15 protein-coding genes are annotated in these 15,425 nt (G+C 65.6%); 3 read left to right on the plus strand and 12 right to left on the minus strand.

Features of this window, described 5'->3' with window-relative positions; all coding sequences use genetic code 11:
* The first annotated feature begins 163 nt into the window (after positions 1-163).
* Both QFZ46_RS19420 and glgB read left to right on the plus strand, forming a co-directional pair.
* A complete protein-coding gene (locus QFZ46_RS19420) occupies positions 164-2,173 on the plus strand; it encodes an alpha-1,4-glucan--maltose-1-phosphate maltosyltransferase (RefSeq protein ID WP_373457685.1) in 2,010 nt (669 codons plus the stop codon).
* Positions 2,170-4,347, plus strand: coding sequence for a 1,4-alpha-glucan branching protein GlgB (glgB, locus tag QFZ46_RS19425; protein ID WP_307364211.1), 2,178 nt, complete (start codon positions 2,170-2,172; stop codon positions 4,345-4,347). Before QFZ46_RS19420 ends, glgB begins: the two co-directional genes overlap by 4 nt.
* A 4-nt stretch (positions 4,348-4,351) precedes the next feature.
* Here glgB and QFZ46_RS19430 read toward each other — a convergent pair whose 3' ends face one another.
* The 3 genes from QFZ46_RS19430 to QFZ46_RS19440 all read right to left on the minus strand — a co-directional run bounded on the left by QFZ46_RS19430 (position 4,352) and on the right by QFZ46_RS19440 (position 7,189).
* Positions 4,352-5,311: a tetratricopeptide repeat protein gene (locus QFZ46_RS19430; protein ID WP_307364213.1), complete on the minus strand. Its 960-nt coding sequence runs from the start codon at positions 5,309-5,311 to the stop codon at positions 4,352-4,354.
* Positions 5,308-6,081, minus strand: a complete 774-nt coding sequence (locus tag QFZ46_RS19435; protein ID WP_307364214.1) for a hypothetical protein — start codon at positions 6,079-6,081, stop codon at positions 5,308-5,310. Before QFZ46_RS19435 ends, QFZ46_RS19430 begins: the two co-directional genes overlap by 4 nt.
* Before the next feature lie 85 nt (positions 6,082-6,166).
* Positions 6,167-7,189, minus strand: a complete 1,023-nt coding sequence (locus QFZ46_RS19440; protein WP_307364216.1) for a hypothetical protein — start codon at positions 7,187-7,189, stop codon at positions 6,167-6,169.
* Positions 7,190-7,363: 174 nt separating this feature from the next.
* On the opposite strand from QFZ46_RS19440, the gene QFZ46_RS19445 reads away from it, so the two are divergent.
* The gene (locus tag QFZ46_RS19445; protein ID WP_307364218.1) at positions 7,364-8,419 is read left to right on the plus strand and encodes an AI-2E family transporter; all 1,056 of its coding nucleotides are present in this window, start codon (positions 7,364-7,366) and stop codon (positions 8,417-8,419) included.
* Here the strand turns inward: QFZ46_RS19445 and QFZ46_RS19450 are convergent.
* The 9 genes from QFZ46_RS19450 to rpsB all read right to left on the minus strand — a co-directional run bounded on the left by QFZ46_RS19450 (position 8,394) and on the right by rpsB (position 15,151).
* Positions 8,394-9,125, minus strand: a complete 732-nt coding sequence (locus QFZ46_RS19450) for an alpha/beta hydrolase (protein WP_307364697.1) — start codon at positions 9,123-9,125, stop codon at positions 8,394-8,396. The two genes, QFZ46_RS19445 and QFZ46_RS19450, sit on opposite strands and share 26 nt — an antisense overlap.
* Before the next feature lie 2 nt (positions 9,126-9,127).
* Positions 9,128-9,415, minus strand: a complete 288-nt coding sequence (locus QFZ46_RS19455; RefSeq protein WP_307364220.1) for a hypothetical protein — start codon at positions 9,413-9,415, stop codon at positions 9,128-9,130.
* Positions 9,416-9,424: 9 nt separating this feature from the next.
* Positions 9,425-10,042 carry a transglycosylase SLT domain-containing protein gene (locus tag QFZ46_RS19460; protein ID WP_307364222.1) on the minus strand — a complete coding sequence of 206 codons (618 nt, stop codon included), beginning with the start codon at positions 10,040-10,042 and terminating at the stop codon, positions 9,425-9,427.
* 134 nt (positions 10,043-10,176) lie between these two features.
* Positions 10,177-10,743, minus strand: a complete 567-nt coding sequence (locus QFZ46_RS19465; RefSeq protein WP_307364224.1) for a DivIVA domain-containing protein — start codon at positions 10,741-10,743, stop codon at positions 10,177-10,179.
* Positions 10,744-10,763: 20 nt separating this feature from the next.
* Positions 10,764-11,654 (minus strand): phosphatidate cytidylyltransferase, encoded by an 891-nt coding sequence (locus tag QFZ46_RS19470; protein ID WP_307364226.1) that lies wholly within the window; start codon positions 11,652-11,654, stop codon positions 10,764-10,766.
* A 220-nt stretch (positions 11,655-11,874) separates the two neighbouring features.
* Positions 11,875-12,429 carry a ribosome recycling factor gene (frr, locus tag QFZ46_RS19475; RefSeq protein ID WP_307364229.1) on the minus strand — a complete coding sequence of 185 codons (555 nt, stop codon included), beginning with the start codon at positions 12,427-12,429 and terminating at the stop codon, positions 11,875-11,877.
* An 85-nt stretch (positions 12,430-12,514) separates the two neighbouring features.
* Positions 12,515-13,231, minus strand: coding sequence for a UMP kinase (gene pyrH / locus QFZ46_RS19480; RefSeq protein ID WP_307364232.1), 717 nt, complete (start codon positions 13,229-13,231; stop codon positions 12,515-12,517).
* Positions 13,232-13,325: 94 nt separating this feature from the next.
* Complete coding sequence (tsf, locus tag QFZ46_RS19485; protein ID WP_307364234.1) at positions 13,326-14,153, minus strand: translation elongation factor Ts; 828 nt, start codon at positions 14,151-14,153, stop codon at positions 13,326-13,328.
* Positions 14,154-14,194: 41 nt separating this feature from the next.
* A complete protein-coding gene (gene rpsB, locus QFZ46_RS19490) occupies positions 14,195-15,151 on the minus strand; it encodes a 30S ribosomal protein S2 (RefSeq protein WP_307364236.1) in 957 nt (318 codons plus the stop codon).
* Positions 15,152-15,425: the final 274 nt, after the last annotated feature.

The following is a 15,425-nucleotide window of genomic DNA, read 5'->3' on the forward strand; positions in this document are numbered from 1 at the left end:
GACCAACACGGCGCGGAGACGGGTGTTCAGTCCCGGCGGAGCGCGGTACATTCAGGGTGTGGCTGCACGTTCTGGCAATCGTCCCGCGGAGCTTCGAAGCCCCGCACAGATACCCCTGCGGCCGTGCGCCGCCGATGAAGGAGCGGAGTCGGCACGCGCCGGGATGAACGCCTCTGCGACCGGTCGCACGCAGACCAGGACGGGACGCATCCCGCTCACCGCCCCGGCACCCACCGCACCCGGCGGATTCCCTGCGAAGGCATTCGTCGGCGAGATCGTGCCATTCCGTGTCGTCGCGTTCCGAGAGGGACACGATCGCATCGGAGTCCATGTGCGCCTCACCGCACCGAACGGTGAGGAGAGCCTTCACCGGCTGGCAGCTGTCCAGGATGGCTCTGACTCGTGGCAGGCCGACATCGCTCTCGACGCGCAAGGCACCTGGCAGTACCGCTTCGAGGCGTTCGCGGATGACTACGCCACCTGGGCCCATGCCGCCGCGGTCAAGATCTCAGCGGGCGTCGACGTCGAAGTGATGGCTGCTCTCGGCCGGCAGGTGTTCACCCGTGCGGCAGCGGAGAAGTTCCGGTCGGCGGGCGAACGCACGCGGCTCAAGGCGGCCGCCGCGACGCTCAGCGGATCGGATGACGCCGCCGTCCTGTCGATCGCCACAGATCCCGTCCTCGCAGCACTGTTCGAGGCCAGACCGCTCACATCGTTCATGTCAGCCACGCCCGAGCAGACCCTCGTCGTCGAGCGGACGGTTGCGGGTGTCGGCGCATGGTACGAGTTCTTCCCCCGATCGGAGGGTGCCAAGCGCAATGCGGACGGCACGGTCAAGAGCGGCACCTTCCGCACTGCGGTCAAGCGTCTCCCCGCCGTCGCCGCGATGGGCTTCGACGTGCTCTATCTGCCCCCCATCCATCCGATCGGCAGAACGCACCGCAAGGGTCCGAACAACACGCTGGATGCCGCGCCGAGCGATCCGGGCTCCCCCTGGGCGATCGGCGCTGCAGAAGGCGGCCACGACGCAGTGCACCCCGATCTCGGTACGATGGCCGACTTCCGCTACTTCGTCCGCGAGGCCCGCAAGCTGGGCGTCGAGGTCGCGCTCGATCTCGCTCTGCAGGCGTCACCTGACCATCCCTGGGTCACCTCCCACCCGGAGTGGTTCACGACGCTCCCCGACGGCACGATCGCATACGCGGAGAATCCCCCGAAGAAGTACCAGGACATCTATCCCCTGAACTTCGACGGCGATCCTGACGGTCTCTCGGCTGAAATCCTGCGTGTGGTCGAGCACTGGGTGTCGCAAGGCGTGCTGATCTTCCGCGTGGACAATCCGCACACCAAGCCGCTCTGGTTCTGGGAATGGCTGATCGCCCGCGTGACCGCCGCGCACCCCGATGTCGTGTTCCTCGCCGAGGCATTCACCCGCCCGGCTCCGCTGCGGGGTCTCGCCGCGGTCGGATTCCAGCAGAGTTACACATACTTCACGTGGCGCAACACCAAGCGCGAGCTCGAGGAGTTCCTCGTCTCTCTTGCGAACGAGACCGCTGACTTCCTGCGACCGAATCTGTTCGTCAACACCCCGGACATCCTCACCGAGTACCTGCAGTTCGGCGGCCGCGCGGCGTACCGGATCCGTGCGTCGATCGCGGCCACAGCGGCGCCGACCTATGGCGTCTACACCGGTTACGAGTTGTACGAGAACGTGGCGCGCCCCGGTTCCGAAGAGAACATCGACAACGAGAAGTACGAGTACAAGCTGCGTGATTTCGCGGCTGCCGAAGAGAACGGAGACTCTCTCGCGCCGTATCTCCGGCGACTGAACGAGATCCGTGCGGCACATCCTGCCCTGCGGCAACTGCGCAACATCGCCGTGCATTGGAGCGACGACGACAGCATCCTCGTCTATTCGAAGCACGTTGACGGCGCCTTCACCGTCGACGGCGCTTCAGACACCGTCATCGTCGTCATCAACGTCGATCCGCATTCCGTGCGCGAGAGCACCGTGCACCTCGATACCCGCGTGTGGGGCGTGGAGCCGGGTGACCCGTACGAAGTCGAGGATCTGGTCACGGGCGCCGTGTGGACGTGGTCCGATCACAACTTCGTCCGGCTCGACGCGTTCGCCGAACCGGTGCACATTCTCAAGGTGAAGGGACGATCATGAACGAGATCGAGGATGTCATCACATCCCCCGACTGGGAAACCGTCGCAGCCGGGGCCTACCACGCCCCGCACGATGTGCTCGGCGCTCATCCGACGACGGATGCCGCCGGGCGCACACACACCACGATTCGCGTGCGACGACCGTTGGCGGACCGCGTGTCGGCGGTTTTCTCGGACGGGACCCGACTCCCGCTGATACATGCGGCACACGGCATTTGGGAGGGTCAGCACGATGGCTCGCCGGTGGCGTACCGCGTCGCCTCGGTGTACGCCGATGGAGAAGAGCAGCTCGCCGGTGACCCGTACCGCCATCTTCCGAGCATCGGCGACCTCGATCTCCATCTGATCGCAGAAGGACGCCATGAGCGGCTGTGGGAAGTGCTGGGCGCGAACGTCCACCTCTTCGATGGCGAGATCGGTGTGTCGTTCGCAGTGTGGGCGCCGAATGCCCAGGCCGTGCGCGTCGTGGGCGAGCACAACGACTGGAGCGGCGAGGCCCACAGTATGCGCTCGATGGGTGTGAGCGGGATCTGGGAGCTGTTCATCCCCGACCTCACCCCCGGGTCGCTGTACAAGTACCAGATCCTCACGCGCGACGGCCGCTGGATCCTCAAGGCCGATCCGATGGCGCAGCGCACACAGCGCCCGCCGGAGACCGCATCGGCCGTCCCGTTCTCGGCGTATTCGTGGAGCGACGGCGCATGGATGACGAGGCGAGCGGCAACACACGCTGTAGCGCAGCCGATGTCGATCTACGAAGTGCATCTCGGCTCATGGCGCGACGGACTGGGATATCGCGAAATCGCCGAGCCGCTCATCTCGCACATCCTCGACACCGGCTTCACGCACGTGGAGTTCATGCCGCTCGCCGAGCATCCTTTCGGCGGTTCCTGGGGCTACCAGGTCAGCGGGTACTACGCGCCGACCGCACGGTACGGAACACCGGACGATCTGCGCTTCCTCATCGACCGGCTGCACCAGGCAGGTATCGGCGTCATCCTCGATTGGGTACCCGGTCACTTCCCGAAGGACGATTTCGCACTGGCCCGATTCGACGGACTGCCGCTGTACGAGCATCCCGATCCCCGACGTGGAGAGCATCAGGACTGGGGCACACTGATCTTCGACTACGGCCGCCCGGAAGTGCGCGGCTTCCTCGTCGCGAACGCCCTCTACTGGTTCGACCAGTTCCACATCGACGGCCTCCGCGTCGATGCAGTCGCCTCGATGCTGTATCTCGACTACTCGCGCGGAGACGGCGAGTGGGAGCCGAACGTCCATGGCGGGCGAGAGAACCTCGAGGCGATCCGGTTCCTGCAGGAAGTCAACGCGACCGCCTATCGGTCTCATCCCGGAATCGTGATGATCGCAGAGGAGTCCACGAGCTTCCCGGGCGTCACCGGACCCACCGACCACGCCGGGCTCGGCTTCGGTTTCAAGTGGAACATGGGCTGGATGAACGATTCGCTGCAGTACATCTCGCGCGACCCGATGTACCGCGCTCACCACGAGGGCGAGATGACGTTCTCGTTCGTCTACGCCTTCGGCGAGAACTACCTGCTGCCCATCAGCCACGACGAGGTCGTGCACGGCAAGGGCAGCTTGCTGTCGAAGATGCCGGGCGATCACGCTCACAAGCTCGCGAACGTGCGGGCCTACCTCGCGTACATGTGGGGGCACCCCGGAAAGAACCTGCTGTTCATGGGTCAGGAGTTCGGCCAGCTGGCCGAGTGGTCCGAATCAAGAGCGCTGGACTGGTGGCTGCTCGATCAGCCGTCGCACGCACAGCTGCAGCACTTCGTCGGCGAGATGAACGGTGCGTATCGCGCGAGCGCGCCGCTCTGGGAAAGAGATGGTGACAGTAGCCGTTTCCGCCGCCTTGGCGCGCCGTCATGGGATCCGAACGTGATCGCCTTCGAACGCCGAGACAATCACGGCGGTCGCGTCATCGTGATCAGTAATTTCGCCGGCGTGGAACGCGCCGCACTCCCCCTGGATCTGCCGGTGGAGGGCGTATGGGATGAGATCCTCAACACGGATGCGTTGGAGTTCGGCGGCTCCGGAATCGGGAACTACGGACGGGTAGCGGCCCACGTCGAGGGCGAACATGGCACGCCGAAGACGAAGATCACCCTGCCGGCGCTGTCGACGATCTGGCTCCGGTACCGCGGCTGAGCGCTTAGAACAGCAGCGACGACAGGCGGTTGCGTGCCGCGATCACCCGAGGATCGCCTGCGCCGATGAGTCCGAACAGCTCCACGAGCCGCTCGCGCACCGGCGTGCGCTCGTCGGAAGGCAACGCCGCGAAAAGGTCGAGCAGACGCCCGAACGCGTCGTCGACGTGCCCGCCGGAGATGTCGAGGTCGGCGACGGCGAACTGGGCGCTCACGTCTGATGGAGCATCGGCCGCCGCCGCTCGCGCCTCCTGAAGGTCGAGTCCCTGCACGCGGTCGAGCAACCGCACCTGGCCGAGCCCTGCACGTGCATCCTCGTCACGCGGGTTCTCCGCGAGCGCCTTCTCGTAAGCCGTGATCGCCGTCGCGAAGTCACCAGCCTCGATCGCCGCGAACGCCTCGGCGTGCAACGGCGGCAGTGGCGCCTCCTGGGGTTCTTCGGCTTCGCTGTCGCCGGACGCATCGGAATCTGCAGCGCCTGCCGCCACCGAGCCGGTGACGCCGTTCTGCGCGGCCACCTGCAGCAGCTGGTCGAACACCTGACGCACCTGCTCTTCCGGCACCGCTCCGGTGAACATCGGCACCGGCTGCCCGGCGATCAGGGCGACGACCATCGGGATGGACTGCGCACGGAAGCTCTGTGCGAGCTGCGGGTTCGCATCGACGTCGACCTTGGCGAGCACGACCCGCCCCGCGAGCTCCGTGACGACCTTCTCCAGGATCGGGCTGAGCTGCTTGCACGGTCCACACCATTCGGCCCACAGGTCGACGACGATCGGCACGGTGCGCGAAAGCTCCATGATCTGGCCGAAAGTGGCGTCCGTCACGTCGAGGATGAATCCGCCTGGGACTGTGCCGTCGCCACCCACCGGTGCCGGAGCGGCATCAGCGGGGGCCGTCGGGCGGTTGCGCAGGCTCGAAAGATCGACGGCACCGCGAAGGGCCGCTGCAGAGATGTCGGTCATTGGATCACTTCCACGTTGAGGATGTCTTGGTGCACGGCGAGGAGACGGATCTGTTCAGTGGAGCCCTGTGCGGGCACCGAGAAGAAGAGCTGGAGTCCATACGTGGTGACGACGCCCTTCGCGGCCTCCTCGACTCCGGTGAGCGTCTTCGCCTCGGGGTTCTCGCCGAACTTGATCACCGCATCGGGCGTGGTCGGCGCGATCGTCTCGCTGTCGACCATCGACACGGCCACGATCGCGCCGCTGTCGAGCGTCGCCAGGGCGACCGGTTCCGCTGTACTCGGAACGATGTCGAACGCCGTGCTCGAGGTCTCGGCAGCACCGTTGTCGACGAGCGACTGCGTGACCGCCGCACGGCTCGCCGCGATGGAGTCCGCCAGCGTGATGCTCACCGGGTCGAAGAGCGAGCGGTACTCGCTGCTCTCCCCGGAGTCGACCACGTCGGCGAAGGCTGTCGCAAGTTCGTCGGGCGCGAGTGCGAGGAAGGCGGACGCATTCTCTGTGATGAGGCTGGTTCCCAGCCACGCGGGTGCGAGTTCGGGGACCTCCGCAGAGGCCTGCATCTCCGCGATGTTGCTGACCTTGTAGTTCGACCAGGGGTCGGCCTGCGTCATCGTCAGGATGACGGGCGGCACCGTGTCGTCGCTCTTGCTCTTGCTGAGCACCAGCACGGTGCGCGGCCAGTCATCCGTCGCCTGCGGCAGCAGGACCTCGATGACATCGGTCGGGATCGCAGCAGGCAGAGCGCGGTCGGTGAGGGTCGCGCGCAACGTGTAGTCGGTGGTCCTCGCAGCCAGCGCGGCACCGTCCAGGCGAGTTCCGGCGAGTTCGATGTCGAGCGCCGTGTCTGCGTCTTCAAGGGTTTCCCGCGATGTCTTTCAGGATGCGGGACGCCTGCGCCTCGGTGACTGCCGGCGGCTTCTGGTTCTCAGGGGTGATCACGGTCTGCGTGGGCGACGGGGTCGGCGACGCCCCTTCGAACTGCGGCCACGAATCACTGGAGCACCCTGCGAACAGCATCGCTGCGACGCCGAAAGCGGGGAGAACGAGCAGCCGGCGGCGCATGGGCCGCGCGCGACGCTCGGTCTTCGGCGCCTTCTTCTCTTCCGGCGCACCCTCGTTCGCCGGTTCCGCATCGCCAGGGGCTTCCAGCGCCTCTCGGACGGGTGCGGGTTCCACCGAAAGGTCGATGGGCTCCGTGGCGGGCATCGGACCGGGGCCTTTTCGGCGCGGACCTCGTCCCCTGCGCTGGTGGCGGATCGCCAGTACGTACATGACGAGACCGAACAGCAGGACGGCGCCGCCGGCGGCGATGAGCGGGCCGACCCATGGCGTGGAGCGATCCAGCGGCCATGAGATGACGACATCCTCCGGGGCGTTCTGCGTACCGTCTTTCGCGATCAGAACGCTCATTCCTTCCGGCAGCTGCATGTCGGTGATGAGCTGGTCCGGTTCGCTGAAGGAGTCGAGCCAGAGATCGGAACCTACGGGATTGCGTCCCTCCGGCTGCTCCGCGTCTCCGTCTGCGCTCTCATCTGCATCGTCCGCGGTGTCCTCAGGCTCGATGAGAGTGCTCACGCTCGCACCATCGGAGTCGAGTGCCACGGAGTTGTAGGTGGAATCGGAGAGCCACGCCTCCAGGTCGGCCGTGCGGCCGTAGGCGGCGAAGATGTCTCCCTCACCGCGGATGAGAAGAGTCTGCTGTCCCGGATTCTCGCGAAGCACTGCGCCGTCGACAAGCATGTAGGGAGCGGATTCCTCCACGCTCAGCTCCGTCTGCTGGGCCGATGGCCCCAGGAAGATGGTTCGCTGAGCGATGCCTGCTCCGATGAGAAGCGTGGCCAGGACAAAGGCCACGACGGCCCACACGAAACGCACGAAAAGTCTCCTTACGTGATCCGGGCGCCACGCCCAGATCTCCGCTCGACGTTTCAGACTATCGAAACTGGCTGAGTGTTGACTACGAGGGACGGCAACCGGCCCCAGATCGGCACGTCGTCAATTCCTGTTGGCGCTGGACGACTACCCTGAGAACAGTCTTGAGGAGAGCGCATGAAGCTTCACAACCCGTTCCGCACCGCCCTGGTCGCAACCCTCGGCGTGGGACTGGGCATCCTGCTCATCGGCAGCGTGCAGTCGCTCTCAACAGTGCTCCTCTACGTCGGCACCGCCCTGTTCATCAGTCTGGGGCTCGATCCCGTCATCTCATTCCTCGAGCGTCGACGACTCCCGCGTTGGCTGGCCGTGCTGATCACGATCCTGGGAGTGTTCGGCGCGTTCACCGGCATCATCCTGATCGTGCTGCCGGTCCTGATCGACCAGATCAGTCAACTGGTCCGCCAGATCACGACCTTCCTGCAGAGCACCCGGCTCGATGATGTCAAGGATTGGATCAGCGCGACGTTCCCCGGTCTGCAGCCAGGCTTCGTCGATGATCTGTTCACGAACGCCACGGAGTGGCTCAACGACAACTGGACGACGATCACAGAAAGCGTCGTCACGGTAGGAACTGCGATCGTCACCGGGCTGTTCGGTGCATTCATCGTCCTGATCCTCACCATCTACTTGACGTCCTCGACGCCATCGCTGAAGCGGTCGGTCTATCAGCTGGTGCCGGCATCCAAGCGCCCGCGCTTCGTCGACCTCGCCGAGCAGATAACCGACTCGGTGGGTTATTACGTCATGGGGCAGATCACGCTCGGCGTCATCAACGGCATCCTCAGCGCCATCTTCCTGAACATCATCCAGGCGCCGTTCGCGGTCGTGCTCGCGGTCGTCGCGTTCTTCTTCTCGCTGATCCCGCTGGTGGGAACGCTCACCGGCTCGACGATCATCGTGCTCGCGTGCCTCATCCCTGGGCTCGGCTCCCCGGCGACGGCGATCGCGGCCGGGATCTACTACCTGATCTACATGCAGATCGAGGCGTACATCGTCTCGCCACGCATCATGAGCCGGGCGGTCTCCGTGCCAGGCGCCGTGGTCGTCGTCGCGGCACTCGCCGGCGGATCACTGCTCGGACTGCTCGGCGCCCTCATCGCGATCCCGGTCGCGGCGAGCATCCTGATCATCTATCGCCAGGTGCTCATCCCTCGGATGAACGAGCGCTGACCGGCCATTCATTCGACAGCGGAAGAGCGTCGGGGTTCACCACAGCGACGATCTCGGTGAGCACCCGCCGCGTCTGCGTCTCGCCGACCCACAGGTGCTTGCCACCCTCTACATCGATCAACGTGATGTCGGGGATCGATGCGAAGCGTTCCCGCGCCTCCGCAGGTCGCAGGTAGTCGTCGAACTCGGGAATGAGGGCGATCACCCGACGCGAATCACCGGCCCATGCCGCTACTTCTTCTGCCGTGGCCCTGTGCAGCGGCGGCGAAAGCAGGATGATGCCCTCCACGTCGTGCTCTCTGCCGTACTTCAATGCGAGTTCCGTCCCGAAGGACCAGGCCAGAAGCCACGGATGCGGCAGCGACCTCTCACGGACGAACTCCATCGCCGCAGCCACGTCGAACTGCTCAGCCTCGCCGCCATCGAAAGTCCCTTGACTCGTACCGCGCGGTGAACTCGTCCCACGAGTGTTGAACCGGAGCACGGCAAGGTCCGCCAGCGCGGGAAGGCGTGCGGCGGCCTTGCGCAGGATGTGCGAATCCATGAAGCCGCCAGCGGTCGGCAGCGGATGCAGCGTCACCAATGTCGCAACGGGCTGCGCGTCCTCCGGCAGAGCCAGCTCGCCGACGAGTGTGAGTCCGTCGGCGGTGAACAGTTCGATGTTCTCCCTCACCGCCGGCAGTTCGAGCGGCCCGCGGATATCCATGCTCACGCCATCCTCCAGCAGTGTGTGTGCCAGTGCCGGCGTGCCGCGAGGTCGGCAGCATCTCCGAGCACGCCGTCTGCGCGCCATACGACCTGGTGAGCGATACCGGCTGCGATCACTCCGCCGCATCCGGGGCAGATGTAGTCCTTCTGCGCCTGCATCGCCGAAATCGGCTGCACGCTCCATTCGCGTCCTTGGCGGGATTCGCTGCGCTTCCAGCCCGCGAGGAGCCGGTCGAAGGAGTCGTCAGCGTCTGGGCGCTCTTGGCGCCGCCTGTGGGAACGTGGCATGTCGAAGCATTACCACCAGTTGTTGTTGATCCAGAACTCGTACGCACCGGCCCAGCTGCCGTAGCGCCCAGTGGCATAGCCGTTCGCCCAGCGCAGGTTGTCGACCGGGTCGTAGCCGTTGCCTGGCACCTTGCTGCATGGGAGCGCCTGCACGAGGCCGCAAGCACCTGAGGACGAATTCGTCGCGTTGGGGTTCCAGCCGCTCTCTTTCGAGACGACGTAGTCGACGTAGCCCCAGTCGCTGGCGGCGATGCCCGCCGCGGCCATCCACTCGGCCGGCGCACCGCCACCCGTGTAGAACAACGGGCCGGCGCCGCCGGAGGAATCGGAGGACTCTGCGGATGCCGGCTCCGGCTCCGGGGTAGGAGTGGGCGTGGGCTTCGGCGTCACGTAGACGTCGTAGACACCGCGCGTGGTCGGTGTGATCGTCGCGCCCTCTGCGGTGACGGTCAGATCCTGTGTGTCCTGCGCGGCCAGCGAGAACGGCGTCTCCACGTCCGCGACCGGTGGATCTGCGAGCGCCATGCCCGTCGGCGCGACGATCGCGGCCGCGAAGGCGACGACTCCGAACGCGGCGAAACCGCCGACGACGCCGCGGCGCCGCGACCACCGACGGGAGGCGCGCACGGGTGATTTCGGGGGTGCAGATCTCTGCGGCGCACTACTGGCGCCGGCGGGATCTATCTCGGTACCGGAAGTCACAATAGCTCCAGTGTATCCAGCCACGCCTGAGACCTCCATCCGAATGCCCGGTGAAGAGCTCAGCGAACGGCGAGGATCACATCGATCGTCGCATCCAACAGCGCGTCGACCTGCTCTTCCCGGTATCCGCCGCGCTGCATTCTGAATGCGGCTGATCGCAACTGCTCGACCGAGAGCTCATCCCCGTCGCGCAGATATCGCACGATCCGCGCCGCGACATGATCGACTTCATCGATGCGATAGCCGAAGGTCAGGAACCCTGTACGTGCGAACTTCTGCCGGCGGCTGCGAGCCAGGTGGTCCAGCACGATCTGTGCCTCGGAGCGCGCATGGACGACCCACGCCTCCGCGCCCTCGGCGCGAACCGTCCGCTCACGCTGACGAGCCGCGAGTGCATCCTCGACGCGTCCGAGCGCGGCGTCGACCTCGCCGATGTCGTAGCCGCCCTTCACCAGCGGGAACGATGCGACGCGCACGTCGGCAGCCGACAGGTCATCCGAGTCGTCCTCGAAGCTGTCGCGTGCCGCGGCCAGGAACGTGTCAACCGCGGTGCGGTGATAGCCGCGCTCACGAGCGCCCACCGTTCGGAACGCGGGTGTCGTCTCTTCGTCGTCGATCTCAGTCACATCTTTCACCGTATCCGAAGTCATGGGAGCGTCACCCAGGGCGAAAGCAGGAAGTACAGACTCAGCGCCGGAATCGTAGAAGGCAGGATGCTGTCCAGCCGATCGAGGAGTCCGCCGTGGCCAGGCAGCCAGGAGCTCATGTCCTTGATGCCGATGTCGCGCTTGATCATCGACTCGCCGAGGTCGCCGAGGGTCGCGGTGAGCAGGATCGCGACGCCGAAGACGACACCGGCCCACCAGGGCAGGTTCAGCAGGAAGAGAGCGAGGAGCACGCCGGCCGCGATCGCCGCGACGACAGCGCCGGCAAACCCCTCCCACGTCTTCTTGGGGCTGATGCGAGGGGCCATCGGATGCTTGCCGAAGGCAAGTCCCGCAGCGTAGGCACCGGTGTCGGAGGCGACGGCGATCGCGATGAACGCGAGCACCCACCACTGCCCGCCCTCCTGTGCCAGCAGCAGAAGCGCGACACCGGTGAGGAACGGTACGTAGACCTGGACGAAACCGCCCACCATGGCGTCCGCGAGAACATCCCCGTACGTGCGGCCGTCCTTCGAGACCATCTGAGCGACGAGGCGCCAGACGATCACGAATACGACGGCGAAGAGCAACGCGACCCAGATGAGCCACGGGGGCGCGAAATAGCCCGCCAGTACAAGAGCGACGCCGGCGATGATCTGCGGGACGATGTCGACCCGACGGCCGGCAGCTCCCAGCGCGCGTGCCAGCTCGAAGATTCCCAGTACCGCGATCGCGAGGGCGATCGGTACGAACAGCTCCTTGATGAAGATCAACGAGGCGAGCAGGATCGCGCCGAACCCCAGACCGACCAGGATCGCGAGAATCAGGTCGCGGCCGGTTCTGGCTTTGATCCGCTCGTTCGCCTGATCGAGGTGCTCACGGGCCTGTGTCACGTGCGTCTCGAACTCTCCCCCTGGCCTGGCGCAGCTGTTCACGCACGACAGCGGAGGGATCGGTCGGGTGCGGTGAGCTGCGCGGCAGCGGTGGCCGCGGCGGAATCGCCCTCTCGTCGACGAGGGGGAGTTCGGCTTCCGGGGTCGTTCCGTCGCGGGCCTCGCGCCGCGTCAGCGGGCGTTGCTCGTCTGCGGGACCGACTGCGTCGCTCATCCTCGGTTATACCTCGAGCAGCTCTGTCTCTTTGCGCTTGAGGGCGTCATCGATGAGATCGACGTGCTGACGCGTGAGAGCGTCGAGTTCTTTCTCACCGCGCGCGATCTCGTCTTCGCCGACGTCGCTCTTGAGCGCATCGAGTTCGTCCTTCGACTTGCGACGGATGCCGCGCACGTGAACCTTCGCGTCCTCACCCTTCGAACGCACGATCTTGACGTACTCCTTGCGACGTTCCGCGGTCAGCTCGGGCATCGTCACACGCACGACATTGCCGTCGTTCGTGGGGTTGGCGCCGAGGTTCGGCATGTCTCGGATCGCCTGTTCGATGGCCTTGAGCGCGGACTTGTCGTACGGCGTGATCAGGAGCGAACGCGCTTCGGGGTTCGCGAGGGACGCGAGCTGCGCCAGCGGCGTAGGCGAACCGTAGTAGTCCACCATCACCTTCTGGAACATCTGCGGGTTCGCGCGCCCGGTGCGGACCGTGGCGAAGTCCTCTTTGGCGGCTTCGACCGCACGTGTCATGCGGGAGGTGGTTTCAGCGAGGACATCCGCGATCACGGTGACTCCTATCGTCGGGGTGTTCCAGCAATGGGTGTTCCAGCAATTCTATCCGGGCGAGAGGTTTCGCCCGTCGTGGCACGCCTCAGGCGGAGACGCGTGTGCCGATCGGCTCGCCGAGGAGCGCACGGGTCACGTTGCCCTCGGGCTCCATGCCGAACACGCGCATGTCCATGTTGTTGTCCATGCAGAGGCTGAACGCCGTCGAGTCGACGACCTTGAGGCCGCGCTGAAGCGCGTCACGGTAGGTGACCTGCTCGATGCGAGTGGCGGTGGTGTCCTTGTTCGGGTCGGCCGTGTAGATGGCATCCACACCATTCTTGGCCACGAGCACCTCGTCTGCTCCGATCTCCAATGCCCGCTGCGCTGCGACGGTGTCAGTCGAGAAATACGGCAGACCCGCACCGGCGCCGAAGATCACGACGCGGCCCTTCTCCAGGTGCCGCTCCGCGCGACGCGGGATGTACGGTTCCGCGACCTGGGTCATCGAGATCGCCGACTGAACGCGCGTGGCCGCCCCGGCCTGCTCGAGGAAGTCCTGGAGGGCCAAGGCGTTCATGACCGTGCCGAGCATGCCCATGTAGTCGGCGCGGCCGCGGTCCATCCCACGCTGGCTCAGTTCTGCACCACGGAAGAAGTTGCCGCCGCCGACCACGATCGCGATCTCGACCTGATCGACCGCTGCGGCGATATCACGCGCGATCTGACCGACGACGTCCGGGTTCACACCCAGCTGTCCTGCTCCGAAGGCTTCGCCGGAGAGCTTGAGTAGGACGCGTCGGCGTCCTGTGCGTTCAGTCATGGGTGGGTGGTCCTCTCGTCCCGATTCAAGATAGTGCCTTCTGGGCATGGAAAAGGGGTTCGGATCGCAATGGATCCGAACCCCTTCACAACTGCTACGCGCCGACCTTGAAGCGCGCGAAGTCCGTCACGGTGATACCGGCGTCCTTCGCCACCTGGGCGACAGAGAGCTTGTTGTCCTTGGCGTAGTCCTGCTCGAGCAGTGCGACCTGCTTGATGAACGCAGACACCCGGCCTTCGACGATCTTCGGCAGAGCAGCCTCGGGCTTGCCCTCGTTGCGCGAGATCTCGGTGACGATCTCCCGCTCCTTCTCGACGGCCTCGGCCGGAACCGTGTCCCGGTCGAGGTACGACGGGTTGGCGAACGAGATGTGCTGAGCGATGCTGCGCGCAGTCACCGCGTCGTCACCGCTGTAGGCGACGACGACACCGATCTGCGGCGGCAGATCTTTGCTGGTGCGGTGCAGGTAGACCTCGACGGAATCGCCGGAGATCGTGCGCACCTGGCGCAGCTCGACCTTCTCACCGATGATGGCTGCCTCTTCCGAGATCAGCTCACCGACGCTCTGGCTGCCGGCGGGCGCAGCGAGTGCGTCCTCGACCGTGTTCGCCTTGGCGGCGGCCACGGCATCGGCGACCTTGTCGGCCAGCGCGATGAAGCGCTCGTTCTTCGCGACGAAGTCGGTCTCGCATGCGAGTTCGATCAGCGTGACGCTGCCGTCCTGCTCACGAGCGACGACAAGGCCTTCGCTGGTGGAACGGTCAGCGCGCTTCGCGTTGCCCTTCGCACCCTTGAGTCGAAGGATCTCGACAGCCTTCTCGCGGTCGCCCTCGGCCTCTTCGAGTGCCTTCTTGGTGTCGACCATTCCGGTGCCGAGCTGATCGCGCAGCGCCTTGATGTCAGCGATGGTGAAGTTGGCCATGTGTGGTGGCTCCTTGCTTCGTGATGTGTGTGTACGCGGAATTACTTGGCAGCGTCGGCGTCAGCGGCCGGAGCCTCTTCAGCAGGTGCCTCGGTCGCCTCAGCAGCGGGAGCCTCTTCAGCAGCAGCCTCGGTCGCCTCAGCGGCGGGAGCCTCTTCAGCAGCAGCCTCGGTCGCCTCAGCAGCAGAGGCCTCTTCAGCAGCAGCCTCGGTCGCCTCAGCAGCAGGAGCCTCGGCACCCTCAGCAGGCGTCTCGAGAAGTTCCTTCTCCCACTCGGCCAGCGGTTCCGCATCGCCCGACTCGGGGTTGTGCTTCTGCTGCAGGCCCTCGGCCGCTGCGTCGGCGATGATGCGTGTCAGCAGCGAGACGGAGCGGATCGCGTCGTCGTTGCCGGGGATCGGGTACTGGAAGTCATCCGGGTCGGCGTTCGTGTCGAGGATGCCGATCACGGGGATGCCGAGCTTCTTGGCCTCGTCGATGGCGAGGTGCTCGCGCTTGGCGTCGACGACCCACAGAGCGGAAGGCGTCTTGGTCAGGTTGCGGATACCGCCGAGCGACTTGTGCAGCTTGTCGAGTTCGCGCTTCTTGAGCAGGAGCTCCTTCTTGGTGAAGCCGCTGTTGGCCGGGACCTCGTAGTCGAGTTCCTCGAGCTCCTTCATGCGTGCGAGACGCTTGGAGATCGTCTGGAAGTTGGTGAGGAGTCCACCGAGCCAGCGCTGGTTCACGAAGGGCTGGCCGACGCGCGTGGCCTGCTCGGCCAGGATCTCCTGAGCCTGCTTCTTGGTGCCGACGAAGAGGATGGTGCCGCCATGGGCGACCGTCTCCTTGACGAAGTCGTAGGCGCTGTCGATGTAGCCCAGCGACTGCTGGAGGTCGATGATGTGGATGCCGCTGCGCTCGGTGAGGATGAAGCGCTTGACCTTCGGGTTCCACCGACGGGTCTGGTGTCCGAAGTGCACGCCGCTGTCGAGCAGCTGGCGGATGGTGACCACAGCCATGGTCGTCTCCTGGTTCTGGCGCGTGCAGCGCCGTTGAGGTTGTGTCGCCGATCGGGTGATCAGCAAGCCTGGTGCCCGGCACACGCCCACCCGCTCTTTCGAGCAGGACCTGAGGGAGTGGATGCCACGACCGGAGTCGCTTTGGGCACGCGTAGTCACCCCGAAATCGAGGTGCGACCTCAAGTGTACAGGATCGGAGGAAGCCGACTGCTCCTGCACAGCCTGGTTCCCGCCCGGGTTCTCCCCCTTATGCGGGTTCTCCCCCGCGGGAGCG

Origin of the sequence: Microbacterium murale (assembly GCF_030815955.1) — a bacterium.
In the GTDB taxonomy this organism is placed as follows: Bacteria; Actinomycetota; Actinomycetes; order Actinomycetales; family Microbacteriaceae; genus Microbacterium; species Microbacterium murale_A.

What these genes read in the sequence shown, in the direction of transcription:
- QFZ46_RS19450 (WP_307364697.1), bottom strand. Translation starts at nt 9,125, where the DNA reads ATGGATATCCGCGGGCCGCTCGAACTGCCGGCGGTGAGGGAGAACATC.
- glgB (WP_307364211.1), top strand. Translation starts at nt 2,170, where the DNA reads ATGAACGAGATCGAGGATGTCATCACATCCCCCGACTGGGAAACCGTC.
- QFZ46_RS19430 (WP_307364213.1), bottom strand. Translation starts at nt 5,311, where the DNA reads ATGACCGACATCTCTGCAGCGGCCCTTCGCGGTGCCGTCGATCTTTCG.
- pyrH (WP_307364232.1), bottom strand. Translation starts at nt 13,231, where the DNA reads ATGACTGAACGCACAGGACGCCGACGCGTCCTACTCAAGCTCTCCGGC.
- tsf (WP_307364234.1), bottom strand. Translation starts at nt 14,153, where the DNA reads ATGGCCAACTTCACCATCGCTGACATCAAGGCGCTGCGCGATCAGCTC.
- QFZ46_RS19455 (WP_307364220.1), bottom strand. Translation starts at nt 9,415, where the DNA reads ATGCCACGTTCCCACAGGCGGCGCCAAGAGCGCCCAGACGCTGACGAC.
- rpsB (WP_307364236.1), bottom strand. Translation starts at nt 15,151, where the DNA reads ATGGCTGTGGTCACCATCCGCCAGCTGCTCGACAGCGGCGTGCACTTC.
- QFZ46_RS19445 (WP_307364218.1), top strand. Translation starts at nt 7,364, where the DNA reads ATGAAGCTTCACAACCCGTTCCGCACCGCCCTGGTCGCAACCCTCGGC.
- QFZ46_RS19420 (WP_373457685.1), top strand. Translation starts at nt 164, where the DNA reads ATGAACGCCTCTGCGACCGGTCGCACGCAGACCAGGACGGGACGCATC.